At 45.8% G+C, this 16,856-nt stretch carries 16 protein-coding genes and 1 tRNA gene; 4 read left to right on the top strand and 13 right to left on the bottom strand.

The genetic code is table 11. The features are described 5' to 3' along the window. Window positions 1-5: 5 nt before the first annotated feature. The 4 genes from yajC to GWI56_RS09500 all read right to left on the bottom strand — a co-directional run bounded on the left by yajC (window position 6) and on the right by GWI56_RS09500 (window position 2,961). A complete protein-coding gene (yajC, locus tag GWI56_RS09515) occupies window positions 6-338 on the bottom strand; it encodes a preprotein translocase subunit YajC (protein ID WP_007649452.1) in 333 nt (110 codons plus the stop codon). 27 nt (window positions 339-365) lie between these two features. Next, window positions 366-1,490, bottom strand: coding sequence for a tRNA guanosine(34) transglycosylase Tgt (gene tgt, locus GWI56_RS09510; protein WP_006082277.1), 1,125 nt, complete (start codon window positions 1,488-1,490; stop codon window positions 366-368). Between the two features lie 161 nt (window positions 1,491-1,651). After that, window positions 1,652-2,689 (bottom strand): tRNA preQ1(34) S-adenosylmethionine ribosyltransferase-isomerase QueA, encoded by a 1,038-nt coding sequence (gene queA / locus GWI56_RS09505; RefSeq protein ID WP_198572755.1) that lies wholly within the window; start codon window positions 2,687-2,689, stop codon window positions 1,652-1,654. 62 nt (window positions 2,690-2,751) lie between these two features. Continuing rightward, the gene (locus tag GWI56_RS09500; RefSeq protein WP_131523167.1) at window positions 2,752-2,961 is read right to left on the bottom strand and encodes a hypothetical protein; all 210 of its coding nucleotides are present in this window, start codon (window positions 2,959-2,961) and stop codon (window positions 2,752-2,754) included. A gap of 208 nt (window positions 2,962-3,169) precedes the next feature. Between GWI56_RS09500 and GWI56_RS09495 the strand changes: the two genes are divergently transcribed. Next, window positions 3,170-3,793: an acyl carrier protein phosphodiesterase gene (locus tag GWI56_RS09495; protein WP_198572754.1), complete on the top strand. Its 624-nt coding sequence runs from the start codon at window positions 3,170-3,172 to the stop codon at window positions 3,791-3,793. A gap of 75 nt (window positions 3,794-3,868) precedes the next feature. Then, window positions 3,869-4,540, top strand: coding sequence for a pseudouridine synthase (locus GWI56_RS09490; RefSeq protein WP_028761077.1), 672 nt, complete (start codon window positions 3,869-3,871; stop codon window positions 4,538-4,540). Window positions 4,541-4,638: 98 nt separating this feature from the next. Here the strand turns inward: GWI56_RS09490 and GWI56_RS09485 are convergent, their stop codons facing one another. Then, a complete protein-coding gene (locus GWI56_RS09485) occupies window positions 4,639-5,079 on the bottom strand; it encodes a hypothetical protein (protein WP_131523165.1) in 441 nt (146 codons plus the stop codon). 352 nt (window positions 5,080-5,431) lie between these two features. Here GWI56_RS09485 and GWI56_RS09480 point away from each other — a divergent pair, with 352 nt between their 5' ends. Beyond that, complete coding sequence (locus GWI56_RS09480; protein WP_198572753.1) at window positions 5,432-6,811, top strand: Gfo/Idh/MocA family oxidoreductase; 1,380 nt, start codon at window positions 5,432-5,434, stop codon at window positions 6,809-6,811. A 171-nt stretch (window positions 6,812-6,982) separates the two neighbouring features. Here the strand turns inward: GWI56_RS09480 and GWI56_RS09475 are convergent, their stop codons facing one another. The 7 genes from GWI56_RS09475 to GWI56_RS09445 all read right to left on the bottom strand — a co-directional run bounded on the left by GWI56_RS09475 (window position 6,983) and on the right by GWI56_RS09445 (window position 14,194). Continuing rightward, the gene (locus GWI56_RS09475) at window positions 6,983-7,507 is read right to left on the bottom strand and encodes a CIA30 family protein (protein WP_198572752.1); all 525 of its coding nucleotides are present in this window, start codon (window positions 7,505-7,507) and stop codon (window positions 6,983-6,985) included. Window positions 7,508-7,582: 75 nt separating this feature from the next. Further along, window positions 7,583-8,809, bottom strand: coding sequence for a serine/threonine transporter SstT (sstT, locus tag GWI56_RS09470; RefSeq protein WP_028761081.1), 1,227 nt, complete (start codon window positions 8,807-8,809; stop codon window positions 7,583-7,585). A 171-nt stretch (window positions 8,810-8,980) separates the two neighbouring features. Continuing rightward, window positions 8,981-9,880, bottom strand: coding sequence for a chemotaxis protein CheV (locus tag GWI56_RS09465; protein ID WP_028761082.1), 900 nt, complete (start codon window positions 9,878-9,880; stop codon window positions 8,981-8,983). Window positions 9,881-10,019: 139 nt separating this feature from the next. After that, a complete protein-coding gene (locus GWI56_RS09460) occupies window positions 10,020-10,490 on the bottom strand; it encodes a dual specificity protein phosphatase family protein (RefSeq protein WP_028761083.1) in 471 nt (156 codons plus the stop codon). 72 nt (window positions 10,491-10,562) lie between these two features. Further along, window positions 10,563-11,846: a DEAD/DEAH box helicase gene (locus tag GWI56_RS09455; RefSeq protein ID WP_113941008.1), complete on the bottom strand. Its 1,284-nt coding sequence runs from the start codon at window positions 11,844-11,846 to the stop codon at window positions 10,563-10,565. Window positions 11,847-11,893: 47 nt separating this feature from the next. Further along, complete coding sequence (locus GWI56_RS09450) at window positions 11,894-12,451, bottom strand: methylated-DNA--[protein]-cysteine S-methyltransferase (RefSeq protein WP_198572751.1); 558 nt, start codon at window positions 12,449-12,451, stop codon at window positions 11,894-11,896. Between the two features lie 45 nt (window positions 12,452-12,496). Then, entirely contained in the window at window positions 12,497-14,194 is a 1,698-nt protein-coding gene (locus GWI56_RS09445) for an Ada metal-binding domain-containing protein (protein ID WP_198572750.1), read from the bottom strand. A 172-nt stretch (window positions 14,195-14,366) separates the two neighbouring features. Between GWI56_RS09445 and GWI56_RS09440 the strand changes: the two genes are divergently transcribed. After that, entirely contained in the window at window positions 14,367-16,196 is a 1,830-nt protein-coding gene (locus GWI56_RS09440; RefSeq protein ID WP_113941006.1) for an ABC transporter ATP-binding protein, read from the top strand. A 584-nt stretch (window positions 16,197-16,780) separates the two neighbouring features. On the opposite strand, the gene GWI56_RS09435 is transcribed toward GWI56_RS09440, so the two are convergent. Further along, a tRNA-Glu gene (locus GWI56_RS09435) sits at window positions 16,781-16,856 on the bottom strand.

The raw sequence follows: 16,856 nt of genomic DNA, 5'->3' as shown, positions 1-16,856 counted from the left end.
TTGGCTTACAACGACTGGATAGAGCCCTTAGGCAATACAGCTGCAATATAGTCTTTTTTGATCGTGATTTGTGTTGTGTCGTTCAAGCTCAGTAACACGTAATCGCTTTCGTCGCTGATTTTTGCAATCTTGCCTAAAATCCCACCACTGGTTAACACTTCATCGCCTTTGCCTAATGAAGACATCAGATTTTTGTGCTCTTTAACGCGTTTTGATTGCGGACGGAAAATCATGAAATAGAAAATCAGGCCGAAAATCGCCAGCATGAAAATCAGTTCCATCGTGCCGCCACCTTGTGGTGCGCCGGCAGCGCTTGCATATGCATTTGAAATAAACATAGTTTTTCTCTTCTTATTAGCAAAAAATCAATCGACTAACTCTGGTACTTCGCGACCTTGACTGGTATAGAAGTCCGCCACAAAGGCGTCTAATGTACCCGTCTCAATCGCACCGCGCAAACCTTCCATTAACATTTGATAGTATCTCAAGTTGTGAATGGTGTTTAAACGCGCACCCAGAATCTCATTACAACGATCTAAGTGGTAAAGATACGCCCGTGAATAATTTTTACAGGTATAACAATCACACTTAGTATCAAGTGGTGACGTGTCATCTCTATGACGCGCATTGCGTATTTTGATCACACCTTCACTCGTAAACAGATGACCGTTGCGGGCATTACGGGTTGGCATCACACAGTCAAACATGTCAACACCACGACGTACACCTTCAACTAAATCTTCTGGTTTACCGACCCCCATCAGATAGCGAGGTTTGTCTGCAGGAATTTGCGGGCAAATATGCTCAAGAATGCGATGCATATCTGCTTTAGGCTCACCTACGGCCAAACCACCGACGGCATAACCGTCGAAACCAATATCGACTAAGCCTTTTAAGCTTTCGTCGCGTAAATCTTCATATACACCGCCCTGAATAATACCGAAGAGTGAGTTAGGGTTCTCTAAACGGTCAAATTCATCACGCGAACGTCTCGCCCAACGCAAAGACATCTGCATTGACTTGCGCGCTTCATCTTCGGTGGCAGGATACGGGGTACATTCGTCAAAAATCATCACCACATCACTGCCCAATGCATCTTGAATTTGCATTGATTTTTCAGGATCTAAGAAGATTTTTTCCCCATTAATGGGCGAACGGAAATGCACACCTTCTTCGGTGATCTTACGGATATCGCCAAGACTAAACACTTGGAAACCGCCCGAGTCAGTTAAAATAGGACGCTGCCAGTTCATAAAGTCATGCAAGTCACCGTGCTTACGCATGATTTCTTCGCCTGGGCGCAACCATAAATGGAAAGTGTTACCGAGCAAAATATCCGCGCCAGTGGCACGTACTTCTTCCGGTGTCATGCCTTTCACTGTGCCGTAGGTTCCTACCGGCATAAAAGCGGGGGTTTCTACTGTGCCACGATCAAAAATTAACCGACCACGGCGCGCACGCCCGTCGGTAGTGTCTAATTCAAATTTCATAATTCACCTCGCCAGATAAACAGTCTGACTACATTTTTAATGGCTAATGCCATTTTGATTAACAATAGAGATGGGGACAGTGTTAAAAGGTTCAATCTTTTAACGAAAAAAATTGCCGCACCATCTCACTTTGGGCGGCTATTTTAAAACAAAATCTTGGTCTAGTGGGCTTTTTTCGTCACAAACATCGCATCGCCATAGCTAAAGAAGCGATATTTTTGCGTGATAGCATGTTGATACGCCGCCATAACATGATCAAAACCGGCAAAAGCACTAACTAGCATGATCAAAGTTGATTCAGGTAGATGAAAATTTGTCACCATAGCATCGACCACTTGGAATTCATAACCTGGGTAAATAAAGATATCGGTATCGCCGCTAAAAGCTTTGAGCTCGCCAAGGCTTGCGCGTGCCGCACTTTCTAAGGAGCGCACTGACGTCGTCCCTACGGCCACCACACGTTTACCCGCAGCTTTGGTTTGCGCGATTAAATCAACCACATCCTGCGGCACATTCGCCCACTCGGAATGCATCTTGTGTTCAAGAATAGTATCGACACGCACTGGCTGAAATGTTCCCGCGCCCACATGCAAGGTCACAAACGCGACATTCACGCCCTTGGCTTTTAATGCATCGAGCATGGCATCGTCAAAATGCAAACCCGCCGTTGGCGCGGCAACTGCACCAGGGTTTTGGTTATACACGGTTTGATAGCGCTCTTTGTCGGCATCTTCATCGGGTCTATCGATATAAGGAGGCAAAGGCATGTGCCCTACTGCTTCAAGCACTTCTAAGATGGTTAACTCTGATAACAGCTCAAGTTCAAACAAGGTATCGTGGCGGGCGACCATCTTCATCTGATAGCCACCATCGAGATGGATTAACGAATCCACTTTAGGGGATTTAGAGCTACGAACATGAGCGAGGATGCGCTTATCATCGAGCATACGCTCAACTAAAATTTCTAACTTACCGCCACTGGCCTTTTGACCAAACATGCGCGCGGGGATCACTCGGGTATTGTTGAACACCATTAAATCACCGGGATTAATCATCCCCAGCAAATCGGTAAACTGCTTGTCACCTAACGCGCCAGAGTTGCCGTCTAAGGTTAACAGACGGGATGCATTACGCTGCGCCATAGGATAACGAGCGATCAGCTCATCGGGGAGATCGAAAGAAAAGTCTGCAACGCGCATATTGGCCTCTAGATAGCTTAGAACGGCGGCTAGTCTATGGTTAGAGGCCAATAAGATCAAGATTACTTATTGCCAGTGTCCACTTCTTGCTCGGGTTCCACTGGATTGATGCCATCTTGGGGCAGATTGCCATCGGCATCGAATTTTAGCCGCGAGCGACTAAAGTCATCCATGCTGAAACGGTGTTGTTCAAAGGGGATTTCTATTAGCACTTTTTTGCGCTTCTGCTGCTCGTCTTTACCAAGCATTTTGGTGAACCAGTTCCACATCATCCATGATCCTAAAAAAGGTTATTGATTTTATTTCACTTTTCCCATATTGATTACTATGTCAACGTTGAAGTCAGCCATAATTATTCACGGCGAATCAAATGTCATTATCAATAAAAAGTGAAAAAATACTGCATTTTTAGCTTCGGCGCTTTCCTAAGCGCGCTTGTGCATGATACCGTGAACCGACGTGGTTAACCAAGCACAAATAATGAACTTTCTTACACACTTACATCTCGCCGACATCAGTAAAACCCACCTTGCTGCCAACGTAGCAGGTAACTATATTCAAGCGCCAATTGCACAAGCTCCAATTGAGTTACGCCAAGCCTTATGGCTAAACCAAGAGATTAATACCCTTTGCGCCAGCCATGAATTGACGATTGAATTAATGGAAGCTTTCCCTGCGCCCTTAAGAAGCATAGCAGCAGAACTCATGGCGGTGAGTTTCGATCACTATTTAGCTTACTATTGGGAAGAATATCACCACCAACCCTTGGATGAATTCAGCAGCAAGGCCTATGACGCGTTAGATGCTTTCGCCACGCAAGGCGTTGATCCATACCATCCAGAGGCATTATGTACACTCTTGCCCACAATGCGCAGCGCCGATTGGCTAGGCAGCTACACCACCGAAAAAGGATTACAACAAGCCTTAGCACAGGTGGCCAAACAGCATCCGCAAGCCGCACTGTTTAAAGATGCCCATAAAGTCGTCAATAAAATGCAGATAGAAATCGAAACCGCGTTCCGCACTTTTTATCCGCAGCTGATGGCTTATACCCGTATTTGGAGCCGTAAGACACCTACAGAATATTTGCCCTCACCCCTCTAAGAATAAGCAAGCATGAGATTATGCTGTGTGCCTGCGTAAATTTTGCTAGTATGGCCGCGCAAAAATGAGGACAAGATGCAGATATTTGATTACCAGCCCCCAGCAGTTCCTTGGCTAGACATACGCTATAAAGATAGAGATCTGATTATAATCAATAAACCTTCGGGATTATTATCTAATCCGGGTCGAGCGGCTCACACCTTCGATTGCGCGTTAACCCGCTTACAAGCCCTTTATCCAGAAACGATTTTAGTGCATAGGCTCGACTGCGCGACCTCGGGAATTATGGTGTTCGCCCGTAATAAAAAAGCGGAGTCGCATTTAAAAACACAGTTTCAAGATAGACAGAGTAAGAAAGTCTATATTGCCGAAGTGATGGGACATGTGCTGCAAGATCAGGGGATTATTGACCTCGCGATAGTGCCAGACACTGAACATCCGCCCTATCAAAAAACGCTACAGGCGGGAGAGACTGGCGGCAAAAGCGCCCTCACTCACTACCGTGTATTAGAGCGCCGAGAAAACAGCACCTTAGTCGAGCTTTCGCCAGAAACAGGCCGCACCCATCAATTGCGTGTGCATATGCTTGCCCTAGGCCATGCGATTTTGGGTGATGAGTTTTATGGTGATGCCGAGGTTATCAAGGCCAAACCGCGTTTATGTTTACATGCACAAAGCTTAAGTTTGACCCATCCCTATTCGGGTAAACCGCTGTTTTTTAGCAGTAAACATCCATTTACTGAATAACTTAAGCCACTCGCTACAATTCCATAAAAGCAAAAGGTCGCGACTTAGCTCTTAGCTATCGTGCGACCTTAGTTATTTACAGATTCGACTGTCGTCGTTTAAGCGACGCGTATACCTTGACCAAAATCGACATCAGCCGCTAATTTTTCTGCTTGGAAATAACAGCCCTGCTCATTACAAAATTGTAATTGCTGCGACGATGTCACGATAAAAAATTCACCAAAGAAATTGCCGCCAACATCTTCCAGCTTATGGCCCTCAGGAGTTTGCGTCATATAGACTTCATCTAAACTATGGCAGCCATCGCTAAACCAAGTTTCTAAAAAATATTTATCGTCTTCTTTATAGAGGGTAATTTTGTCACCCAATAAAGGACGCCCATCTAACCAACGACCTATAATTTCACGATTTTGCATATCTGTCTCCCGCCAATGAAGGCGACGGCGTTTTTCAATCCCAGACATCCTGATATCCTTATGCAATACCCAATCACCTAAAGTGAATGTCAGTTGTGGTAGTACATTAAGCATAGAACCCATTTAACTCTTTACTCCCCACAGCAGCAAATTACTTCAAATCGCCCGTCAAATGTAATTTTTTGGTTAATTTAAATTTGCTAAATATTTAAAATATAAAAGATAAATACCTTTGACTAATTAATCGGCAGTGTAGCTCAATCTAAAAATAAAAACGCGATCTTTATCACTATTTACTTATCGCTAAAGTAAAGGCAGCTAAAAGACTTATCCTCCTAGATGAATGAGGTTTGTTACATCTTTTATTGCCAATTTTAATAGGGTTTCTGATATAACCCATAAGTGAATTACCGCACAAATAAGACCAAGTGATATTTCAATATCCCTACAAAACAAAAATAAAGCAGGAAGCGCTATGCATAACATTCATCGTCGTCACTTTCTTAAAGCAGCGGGTGCAGCTACCGCCGGACTCGTCACAGCCAATATTGCCCTCAACGCCTACGCCAGTAGTGTTGCCCCTAAACCGCAAGCGGGTAAATCCGTTATCGGACTCATAGCACCCAAGATGGACGTGGTTCGAGTTGGCTTTATCGGTGTTGGCGAGCGTGGCTTTAGCCATGTCGAGCAATTCTGTCATTTAGAAGGCGTTGAACTTAAAGCTATTTGTGATACTCACCTAGCGGTGCTGGACAGAGCCGTGGATCATATCGTTAAACAGAATCGGCCAAAACCGGCTGTCTATACAGGTAATGACCTGAGCTATCGCGATCTCTTAAGCCGCGATGATATTGATATTGTGATCATTTCTACTCCATGGGAATGGCACGCACCTATGGCGATAGAGACGATGGAAAGCGGTAAACATGCCTTTGTCGAAGTACCGTTAGCACTCACAGTAGAGGAATGCTGGCAAATTGTAGATACCGCCGAACGCACTCAGAAAAACTGCATGATGATGGAAAACGTCAACTACGGCCGTGAAGAACTTATGGTTCTCAACATGGTACGCCAAGGTGTGTTTGGTGAGCTGCTCCACGGTGAAGCCGCTTATATCCACGAGCTACGTTGGCAGATGAAGGAAATAGACCATAAGACGGGCTCATGGCGGACTTATTGGCATACCAAGCGCAACGGTAACTTGTACCCGACCCACGGTTTAGGGCCAGTATCCCAGTATATGAACATCAACCGCGGTGATAGATTTGATTATCTAACCTCGATGAGTTCACCCGCTCTTGGCCGTGCGCTCTATGCTAAACGTGAATTCCCCGCCGATCATGAGCGTAATCAGCTCAAGTACATCAATGGCGATATCAATACCAGCCTGATTAAAACCGTTAAGGGCCGGACCATCATGGTACAGCATGACACGACGAGCCCAAGACCTTACAGTCGCCACAATTTGATCCAAGGGACAAATGGCGTGTTTGCCGGCTTCCCGAATCGTATCGCCGTCGAAAATGGTGGCTTTGGTCAAAGTTACCACGAGTGGGATATGGACATGCAAAAGTGGTATGACAAATATGATCACCCTCTGTGGCAGCGCATAGGCAAAGAAGCTGAGATTAACGGCGGCCACGGCGGCATGGATTTTGTGATGTTATGGCGCATGATTTATTGCCTGCGCAATGGCGAGGCCTTAGATCAGGATGTGTACGATGGTGCGTCTTGGTCGGTGGTGAATATCTTAAGTGAACATTCAGTCAATGACCGCAGTAACTCAGTCACCTTCCCAGATTTTACCCGCGGCGCGTGGCAAACGGCCAAACCCTTAGGGATTGTAGGCGCATAAGTAGCAGCTTTCGCCAAACTCACAACTTTGCCCTGCCCACCATAAGGATAAGTGCCTCGGCCTTATCCTTTTTCTTAAATGAAGCCTAGAGATGCCCGCACCATCAATAGCAAACAATAAGGGACAAGCAATTAGGGGCAAAAAATCATGATAAGAAACCAACTATAAACGCTAATAGTAGCCAATTTCTTTGATTTTCAAAGAAAAATCACCACTCTGCTGGGCACCAATCACTAGTCCTAGACTACAGACTTGGCTTAAATCTATTGCCACTCGGGAAATCGGTTTACCCCGACATTGGGGCAAGAAGTCACTGAAGGGAATTTCTATCCGCTGCCAATTCAAGACTCTAGCGCCACTCACGCCAAACGTTTGATGACTGGGCGCGGGCATAGGCGCTTGATAAACCGTGCTTTGGGGTGTGTCGATATCCTTTAAATTCACTTTATAGTCTTTAGGTCGGTCGCCATCGAGTTCGACATAGATCCCAGTAAACCCACTGACATCTATAGGGTTAAACTCACAACGCACTGAAGCAAACCCACCGCCATTTGCCAGTGACACATGACCGCTAAACTCACCATAGCCTAAAGGTGACACCGTCATCTTACTGCGGGACAAACCACCCATCACAGTGTCATTTATTCCATACCAGGGCTTTGCGGCATCTAGCACTCTAAAATCAAAAAAGATCATAACGACTCCCATAAAAAAAGCAGCCACCTAAGTGACTGCTTCCATAATACTTTTCAATACGAATAACAGCACTCGTTAACTCAGTTTAGCTTTATTCTCAGCGGCTTCACAAGCAGCAGCGGTAAAGATAACGTCAGTTGAGCTGTTCAATGCGGTTTCGGCAGCATCTTGAACCACACCAATAATAAAGCCGACAGCGACTACTTGCATGGCGACATCATTAGAAATACCAAACAAGCTACAAGCCAGTGGGATCAACAGTAATGAACCACCCGCCACACCCGAGGCGCCGCAAGCCGAAATAGCGGCTACAACGCTCAATAACAATGCGGTGAGTAAATCGACTTGAATGCCTAAGGTATGCGCCGCAGCTAAGGTCAATACCGTAATAGTGATCGCCGCGCCGCCCATATTGATGGTGGCACCTAAGGGAATAGAGACTGAATAAGTGTCTTCATGCAGATTTAATTTTTCACACAGCGCCATATTCACCGGAATATTCGCCGCACTCGAGCGGGTAAAAAATGCCGTCACGCCACTTTCACGCAAACAACGAAATACCAACGGATAGGGATTACGTTTAATCTTCACGTAAACAATTAAAGGATTAACGATTAACGCAATAATAGCCATCGCACCTAATAACACAGCCAATAACTGCGCATAACCCGCAATTGCGGCAAAACCGGTTTCAGCAAACGTCGCAGCAACTAAACCAAAAATACCAATAGGTGCTAAACGAATAATGAAATGCACCATTTGCGAAATGCCGTGGCTCATGTCGGCAAATACTTGCTTAGTCGAATCGCTAGCATGATGTAAGGCTAAACCTAAACCCACACCCCAAGCAAGAATACCAATATAGTTGCCCGTCATTAACGCATTCACTGGATTATCAACCAGTTTAAATAATAAGGTATTGATCACTTCACCAATACCTTGTGGAGGACTTGTGCCTTCCACACCAGCAACCAAAACTAAAGTTGTGGGGAAAATAGAGCTTAAAATCACAGCAGTTAACGCCGCGGCAAAGGTCCCCAATAAATACAGGATCACAATTGGGCGCATATTGGTTTGCGTATTTTTCTTTTGATTGGCAATCGACGATGCAACTAAGATAAATACCAGTATTGGAGCAATCGCTTTTAGTGCTCCAACAAATAAACTGCCTAAGAAGGCGATATCTTTTGCGCTATCGGGTGAAAAACTCGCTAACACCACACCAGCGATAATCCCTAATAAGATTTGTAATACGAGACTACCATTAGCCAACTTAGCTAATAATGATGATTCTTGTTTCATGGTTTAACCTGTCGTTATTATATTTCGGTTGAGATCCCCAACGCGCACCTTCGGAAATGAGGCCAATAAGGTTTTTATAGGATGTGACTAGACTTGTCTAGTTTTGCGGGGAAATAAGCTAACTAAATTACCCTTGTCCCGCAAAAAGCATACAAAAAACTAACAAGCGCCTTATTGGCGCTGCTTCATGGCTAAATCGGCACCACGCAACATGGCATCAATCAACTCGTGGGCATCGAACTTAGTCAGCGCTTCATTTGCCCCCACTTGGTGGGCCTGACTCACGCTTATTTCGCTGGATAAAGACGTGTGTAAAATGATGTATGCCTTGGCAGTCAGTGGATTATCACGCACCTCAAATGCCAGTTCGTAACCATCAAGTCCCGGCATCTCGATATCACTCACTAGAATATCTATGGGGTGATGCTCTAGTGCCGCTTGTTCCATCATGACTAAGGCTTCTTTACCGTCGGCGGTCACTCGATAAGGGATGTTGATCATATCAAGGGCGTCGGATAACTGTTTACGTGCCACCTTAGAATCATCCACTAACAGGATATTCATGGGTTTGAGTTTCTCACGCTGCACATCGGTCAAGATTGCCCGATTTGCCTGTGGGTTATTCGGGAAAATTTTCGACAGCAATAACTCAACATCGAGTAATTGTACTAACTGGTCCTCAAAACGAGTCACGCCAGTCAAGTAGGCATTCTTACCCAAATTGGCAGAAGGCGCCTCAATATCGCGCCAATTACATTCAATAATCTTATCGATACCACGCACTAAAAAGCCAATGATCATCCGCTGACAGTCAGTGATGATGATGTAGCATTTTTCGCGCTCTTCAGGGGCTATCGGCCGATAGCCAATCGCAGCCGCCATATCTATGATAGGAATCGTATGGCCACGAATCGTTGAAGCGCCAAGAATCGTCGGATGAGATTGGGGAATTTTGCTTAGCTGTGTGTACGGCACCAGCTCACGCACTTTCAACGTGCCTAAGGCAAACACTTGAGTCTGTGATAACCGAAACAGTAGTAATCCCTGTGACTGACTTGCCTTACTTTTCATAATTAGATAAATAACTCACTAAAAACAACCTTCGGATAGCTTAACCTTAACACAGTAAAATTTTGATGACTAAGGTCAAACGAATGAAACTATTATTACCTATTTATTAATAGGTTCGACGCCAATCGCCGACAAGTGCTTAGTCTTGTAATGCATACAAGACATCAAAGGCAAATTGATCCCAACCTTCGGCAGTAAAAGCGATATCGCGAATATTACGAACTTGGCTCACCGCATGTAATGGCGCAGCACCATTGACCATCAAGTAATAGGCCATGATAAGACTGGTGCGATCCTTGCCAGAGCGACAATGGATCACTACAGGCAGCTCATCGGCTTCACATTGCTGAATAAAAGCGAGTGCCTTGGGCAACTGAGCGACACAAATCGCCACATCCCCATCTTGGGGCGGCACATTGCGCGAAAAGGGAATACATTCGTAACGTAAATCAAGCTGCTTAAACGCACTCGGCTCGCAGCCCTCGCCCCCATTGACCGACAGAATGGCACCAATACCGGCCTCTTTGAGCGCTTGTAAATCCCAAGGATCTTTATTAGGGCCACTGCGCCCTGCGACTTTACCTTCAACTAACCAGAATAAGTGTTGCATAAACCTTACCTACGACAAGTGAGATGACAAGGAACGCCAGAGATAAGCTAAGAATAGCTTGTTTCCAACGACTTAAGATTTTTTACCCCAAAATTCAGCATTGGCAGGCGGTAACTGTTTACGTTTTTTTTTACCCATACCTTCAGGCTTGGCGACAGGTTTAGCTTGTTCTAACAGTTCGGCTGGCATTTCATCATCGGCTTCAAAACCGACAATTTGCTCACGCACTAACTTAAGTTTGTTCTTTTTCTCTATCACGCCAAAGTGGTGATAATCCTCATGGGAAATCAAGGTCACGGCCAAGCCTGCTTCACCGGCGCGGCCACTACGGCCAATACGATGCATATAATCTGCAGGGCTTCGTGGTAAATCAAAGTTGATCACCACAGGCAGTTTATCGATATCGATACCACGGGCGGCAATATCGGTCGCAATTAACACACTGATCTCACCATTTTTAAAGCCATCGAGCACCCGCGTACGCGCACCTTGGGCTTTATCGCCATGGAACACTTCGGCTGTGATCCCACGTTTAGACAGCTTTTGCGCTAAGTGATTACAAGTATTTTTAGCACTCACGAAGATCAACGCCTGTGACCACTGATGTTCTTTAATCAGATGCGCCAATAATGCGGTTTTCATCGGACGATTAACCGTAATCACCCGTTGATGAATCGTGCTTTCTTGCTCACTTTGCAATTGATATTCAAGTGGATTATTAAGCAGTTTTGCCGTTAACTCACGGACTTCTTCAGGGAATGTCGCAGAGAATAATAAGGTTTGTTTCTTGACGGGCAAAGCGTCGAGCACTTGAGCTAATTCTTCAGTAAAACCAAGGCTTAACATGCGGTCAGCTTCATCTAGCACTAAGGCGCTGACACGATTGAGTTTGATGGCATTACTGGACAACAGATCTAACAAACGACCCGGCGTTGCTACGAGTACGTCGGCACCAGAGCGTAGACTCTGCATTTGCGCATTCACCGACACACCGCCAAACGCAGCCACAATTTTTAGCTTGCCATTGAGATGTGAGGCATAGGATAAAAAGCTGTCAGCGACTTGTTGTGCTAATTCACGGGTTGGGACTAAGACCAAACAACGAACACAAGCGCCTGTCTTATCCTCTGTTTTTGCGTCAACAAGTTGTTGCAACAGCGGCACGGCAAAGGCTGCCGTTTTACCCGAGCCCGTATTAGCACCGGCTAACACATCGCGCCCCGCAAGCACAGCGGGGATCGTCGCCGCCTGTACTGGTGTAGGCGAAACATACGCTAATTCGGTTAATCGATTTAGCAAAGGTGCAATAATGCCGAGTTGGGCAAAGCTTGCCGCAGAGGAAGAAGCCTGAGTCATAGAAAGTTTAACTGCTCACCAATATCTTAATAGGCGGCTATTCTAGCTTAAATATCGAGGCAATGCTTGGCAGTTTCCAGCGTTAATAACTGCTGTTTCATCGCAAGCCCATAGGCGTAACCCGTTAACTTGCCATTTTTGCCTATCACTCTATGGCAAGGCACGATAATCGCAATCGGATTCGCACCATTGGCCGCGCCCACGGCGCGCACCGCCTTAGGCCGACCAATTTGCTCGGCAATCTGCCCATAGCTGCAGCTCTGACCATAATCTACATTGAGCAAAGCTTGCCAAACTTCACGCTGAAATTCAGTGCCTTTAGGTGCGAGCTTTACATTAAATTCAATCAGTTCACCTGCAAAATAACGCGCGAGCTGCACTTGAGTTTCACTAATATGCGCCTTAGCTTGATTGAGGACATCCTCACTCACCTTAGCAAGCTCAATCTCAGTGCGATCCGAGCCGACAACCGTTAAATGACTCAGCCCATAGGCATTGGCATTTAACTGCAATATTCCGGCAGGACTCATAAAAGTATCTACGGCACAGGGCTGATACGCAGCAATACTCGGCGCTTGGCTCAATTGACGAATCGCATGTTTCATAATTTATCTCTCTATTTATGTCTTCAACTTAGATCGTTTTAGTCGCTATTGATGCCAAAGCTGAAAAGTTAAATAACTGCCCCAAGGCGCGATTTCTTGACTCAGTTGCTGGCACAGCTGCGGGTAGTTGACTGCACCCGCAGCGGCTTCTTCTAGCCTATGGGTCTTGCCATACAAAGCAAGTAAATGCTTTTTAACAATCAAATCGGTATGCAAAAACACATTGGGATCGCCCAAACCACGGAGCTTAGCATACGCGATTGTCCAAGGACCTATGCCCTTAACGCTGAGCCAATCATCGACACTCGCCTCAGGATGATCACAGATAAACGCCGCGAGCGCATTGAGGGCTAACTTACGAGCGCCGGGCATTTTTAGCTCTGTTAGACTCGCCTCACGAATGACCTCGGGTGTAGGAAATAAACGATACTCGCAACCATTGAGACTAAAGCGCTCGCCATAGGCTTCAACTAATTGATTAAGTAGCTTAGTCGCCTGCACTACCGTCACTTGCTGGCCTAAAATCGCACGGCAGGCCGCCTCAAATAAGGAGCCTGCACCGGGAATGCGTAATCCCGAAAACGGTGTTAATCCTAAACTTGGTAGCGCACTTAAGCCTTGTTCAATCTGCAGCATATCCGCATCGAGATCTAAAATGCGTCGCACTTCAGTGACCAGCAATTGCAGCTCATCGACAGGAGAGTCTTCGGTCAACATTATCGCGAGTTTGAAGCGATTTAGCTTAGGCTCATGGATAATGTGCACTGTGCCGCGCATCTTACCTAGGGCAAAACAGCGACCATATTCGAGCCCATTATCGCCAGCTTTGGCTTTAGCGGCAACGTGGGTATCATCAGTAACCTGAGCAGCATCGCTCACTTGTGGATGACTCGTCTGCAGCGCGAACCATTCCATCCCTGTTACCGCACGTAATCGATAAAACGCCAGCTGTGATGCCCAATCCAATGGCGGCCGATAATACTGATACAAGGTTAATCCATAGTGCGGCACAAATTCACCCATAGTATCAATCTCACCTAATCCTGTTGATGGCTCACTCATGGACTCCTTTGCCGCTTTGGTTAATGCACTCTTTCTTAACTGCGTCGGCGTCAATTGCAAGGTTTGCTTAAACGCCTCATTGAAACGGCGAATACTGTTGAAACCCGCCGCCATCGCGACTTGAGTGATGGGTAATTGGGTTTGGTGCAATAATTGTTTAGCAAACAGTAACTGCCGATATAAGGCATATTGTTTTGGCGAAGTGCCAAAGCCTTCGGTAAAGAGCTTATTGAGATAACGACTGCTGATCCCTAATCTGTCAGCCAATTGTGTTACTGTCGAGGCTGGCTCTCCCGATGATTTTCCCGCTAAGGCGCCCGCTTCGATTAAACTAATGGCCCTCGCTAATGTTGTGCCAGTCCCCTTCCAAGGATTCGATCCCGGCGCACTGTCGGGCCGACAACGTAAACACGGGCGTAATCCTGCCTGTGCAGCTTTCACGGCCGAATCAAAATAACGCACATTTTGCTCTTTTGGCGCGACGGCGGGACACACAGTTCGGCAATAAATGCCCGTTGTTAAGACGCCCACAAAAAACTTACCATCAAACCGCGGATCACGGCTCATCCTCGCTTCACGGCAAATGGACGCAGAAAGTTGCCCCGAACTGGACTCCAGCGAATGCACCGAATCTATTTCATCACGCTTATTTGCACTCTCAGACGCTCTATCTGTACTCATTTTTCATCACGCCCGACAATATTCGCTCACAATTAATTTCTTGTTCATTACTTTACGTAAAACTAGCATATAGCACTAGCGGAAAACGGAACTCAATCATTTCAATGCTTTTAGGGCATGAAATCCTATATGCTAGAGCCGACTATTTTTTATCTCACCATAGAGTTAATTCATGTTTAAACGATTTGAATCCTGGGTTGAAGCCCTACCCGATGATGAACCCACTAAACCACCCACAGGGGTTTATGCTTTTTGTCGCCACTACACTAAGGGCTACGAACTGCCGCTGATCTTAATGTCAGTGCTGACCGCCATGCTGGCCATGCTTGAAGTGTCACTGTTCGGGTTCATGGGCCAATTAGTTGATTGGCTTGTGAAAAAAAATCCCGAAACGTTATTCCAAGACGAAGGCACGACCTTAATGCTGATGGGAGGTATGGTGATAATTGTGATGCCAATATTGGTATTACTGCATGCGCTTATCATGCATCAAACCTTGCTCGGCAATTATCCTATGTCGATCCGCTGGCTTGCACACCGTTATTTGCTAAAACAAAGTGTATCGTTTTATCAAGATGATTTTGCTGGTAGAATCGCCACGAAAGTGATGCAAACATCCTTAGCCGTGCGCGAAACTGTGATGAAATTGCTCGATGTGTTGGTATACATTTTAGTGTATTTCACCTCAATGCTGGTGATGATTGCCAGCGCTGATCTGCGCTTAGTCATACCTATGCTCGTCTGGCTTGCACTGTATGTTGGTCTGCAATGGTACTTTGTGCCTAGACTAAAAAGTGTCTCTACCGAGCAAGCCGATGCGCGCTCAACCATGACAGGCCGTATCGTCGACAGCTATACCAACATCACCACAGTGAAGCTATTCGCCCACACGCAAAAAGAAGCCGAATACGCCAAATCCAGTATGCGGATATTTTTAGACACGGTTTATCGCCAAATGCGCTTAGTGACGGGCATCAGCGTCAGCGTGCAAATCATCAACTATCTGTTGGCCTTTAGTATTGCAGCAGTATCGATAGCCCTATGGACCGATAGCGCAATCACGGTCGGCGCCATCGCCATTGCGGTCAGTTTAGCACTGCGCTTAAACGGCATGTCACAGTGGATAATGTGGGAAATCAGTTCGTTATTCGAAAATATCGGCACGGTTACCGATGGAATGAACACCTTATCGAAAACAACGATCATCCAAGATGAGCCAAACGCCAAGGCGCTGGTCGTCAATCATGGCAAGATTGATTTCAACCAAGTGTGTTTCCATTACGGTGAGCAGACTGGCGTGATTGAAGATCTGAATCTGAATATTAAAGCAGGTGAAAAAGTTGGCTTAGTAGGGCGTTCTGGCGCGGGTAAATCGACCCTAGTGAATCTACTAATGCGATTCTACGATGTTGAAAAAGGTCAGATTAATATTGACGACCAAGACATCAAGATGGTTATGCAAGATTCACTGCGTTCGCAAATTGGCATGGTGACCCAAGATACCTCCCTCTTGCACCGCACCATTCGCGAGAATATTCTTTACGGCAATCCCAGTGCCAGTGAAGAGCAACTTGATCGCGCGATTAAACAAGCTCAAGCCTATGACTTTATTCAGGAACTCAGTGATCCTAACGGTAATCATGGCTTAGATGCCCAAGTGGGTGAACGTGGCGTAAAACTCTCTGGCGGCCAAAGGCAACGTATCGCCATCGCGCGGGTTTTATTAAAAAATGCGCCTATTTTACTGCTTGATGAAGCCACATCTGCGCTAGATTCTGAAGTCGAAGCCGCCATTCAAGAAAGTTTATATGAATTAATGCAAGGCAAGACAGTGATCGCGATTGCCCATCGACTTTCTACTATTGCCGCGATGGACAGGTTAATTGTATTAGATCAAGGCCGAGTCGTTGAGCAAGGCACGCACCATGAACTCATCGCCGCAGGCGGGATTTATGCTCAATTATGGGCCCACCAAACCGGTGGATTCTTAGGTGTAGACTAAACCAAAGGTTAAATAACGAAAAGCGACACTCAGCAGTGAGTGCCGCTTTTTTTATCTCAAATAAGTTTCCGCCTAATTCTGCCCTCTTCCCGCAAAGCTTCACTCTTCTCGCGCTCATATTCACCGCAACGATACACGATTCATCTATTACAATGGCTACCGTGTGAACGGCTCACTTCAAACTTCACTCGTTGAACGATTGGAAATAAGAGATAAATCGCGATTAACGATTCAACTTATCAGTATTGAAAGTGGCAGCATTCAAAGTGCCAACACACTGAACAATCCGAAAGGTGAGTTTTAGCTCTGGATTAGCGCAAGGTTAAGCAGGAAAACACTTAAATAATTCTTATCACACGATTGAACAGAATGACTTCACCACACTAAGTAAGCCTTTCGAAGCATTATTTATTTTTATTTAGGTGGTTTGAATTGGTGGGTAAATTCGGCAAATAACTCGGAGCGTATGACTCGCAAATGAATCGGGGAGATCTCGATTTAATATTCAAAATTCAGACACAAAAAAACCACCTTGAGGTGGTTTATTGTCTTTAATCAAAGTTTCGATAAACCTTGATTAAAATTGGTATCCCCTAGGGGATTCGAACCCCTGTTACCGCCGTGAAAGGGCGGTGTCCTAGGCCTCTAGACGAAGGGGAC

The organism is Shewanella sp. DW31, from assembly GCF_015767295.1.
GTDB classification, from domain to species: Bacteria; Pseudomonadota; Gammaproteobacteria; order Enterobacterales; family Shewanellaceae; genus Shewanella; species Shewanella oncorhynchi.
Note: the sequence above shows the minus strand (reverse complement) of the source record. Positions and strands in the feature narration are given on the sequence as shown.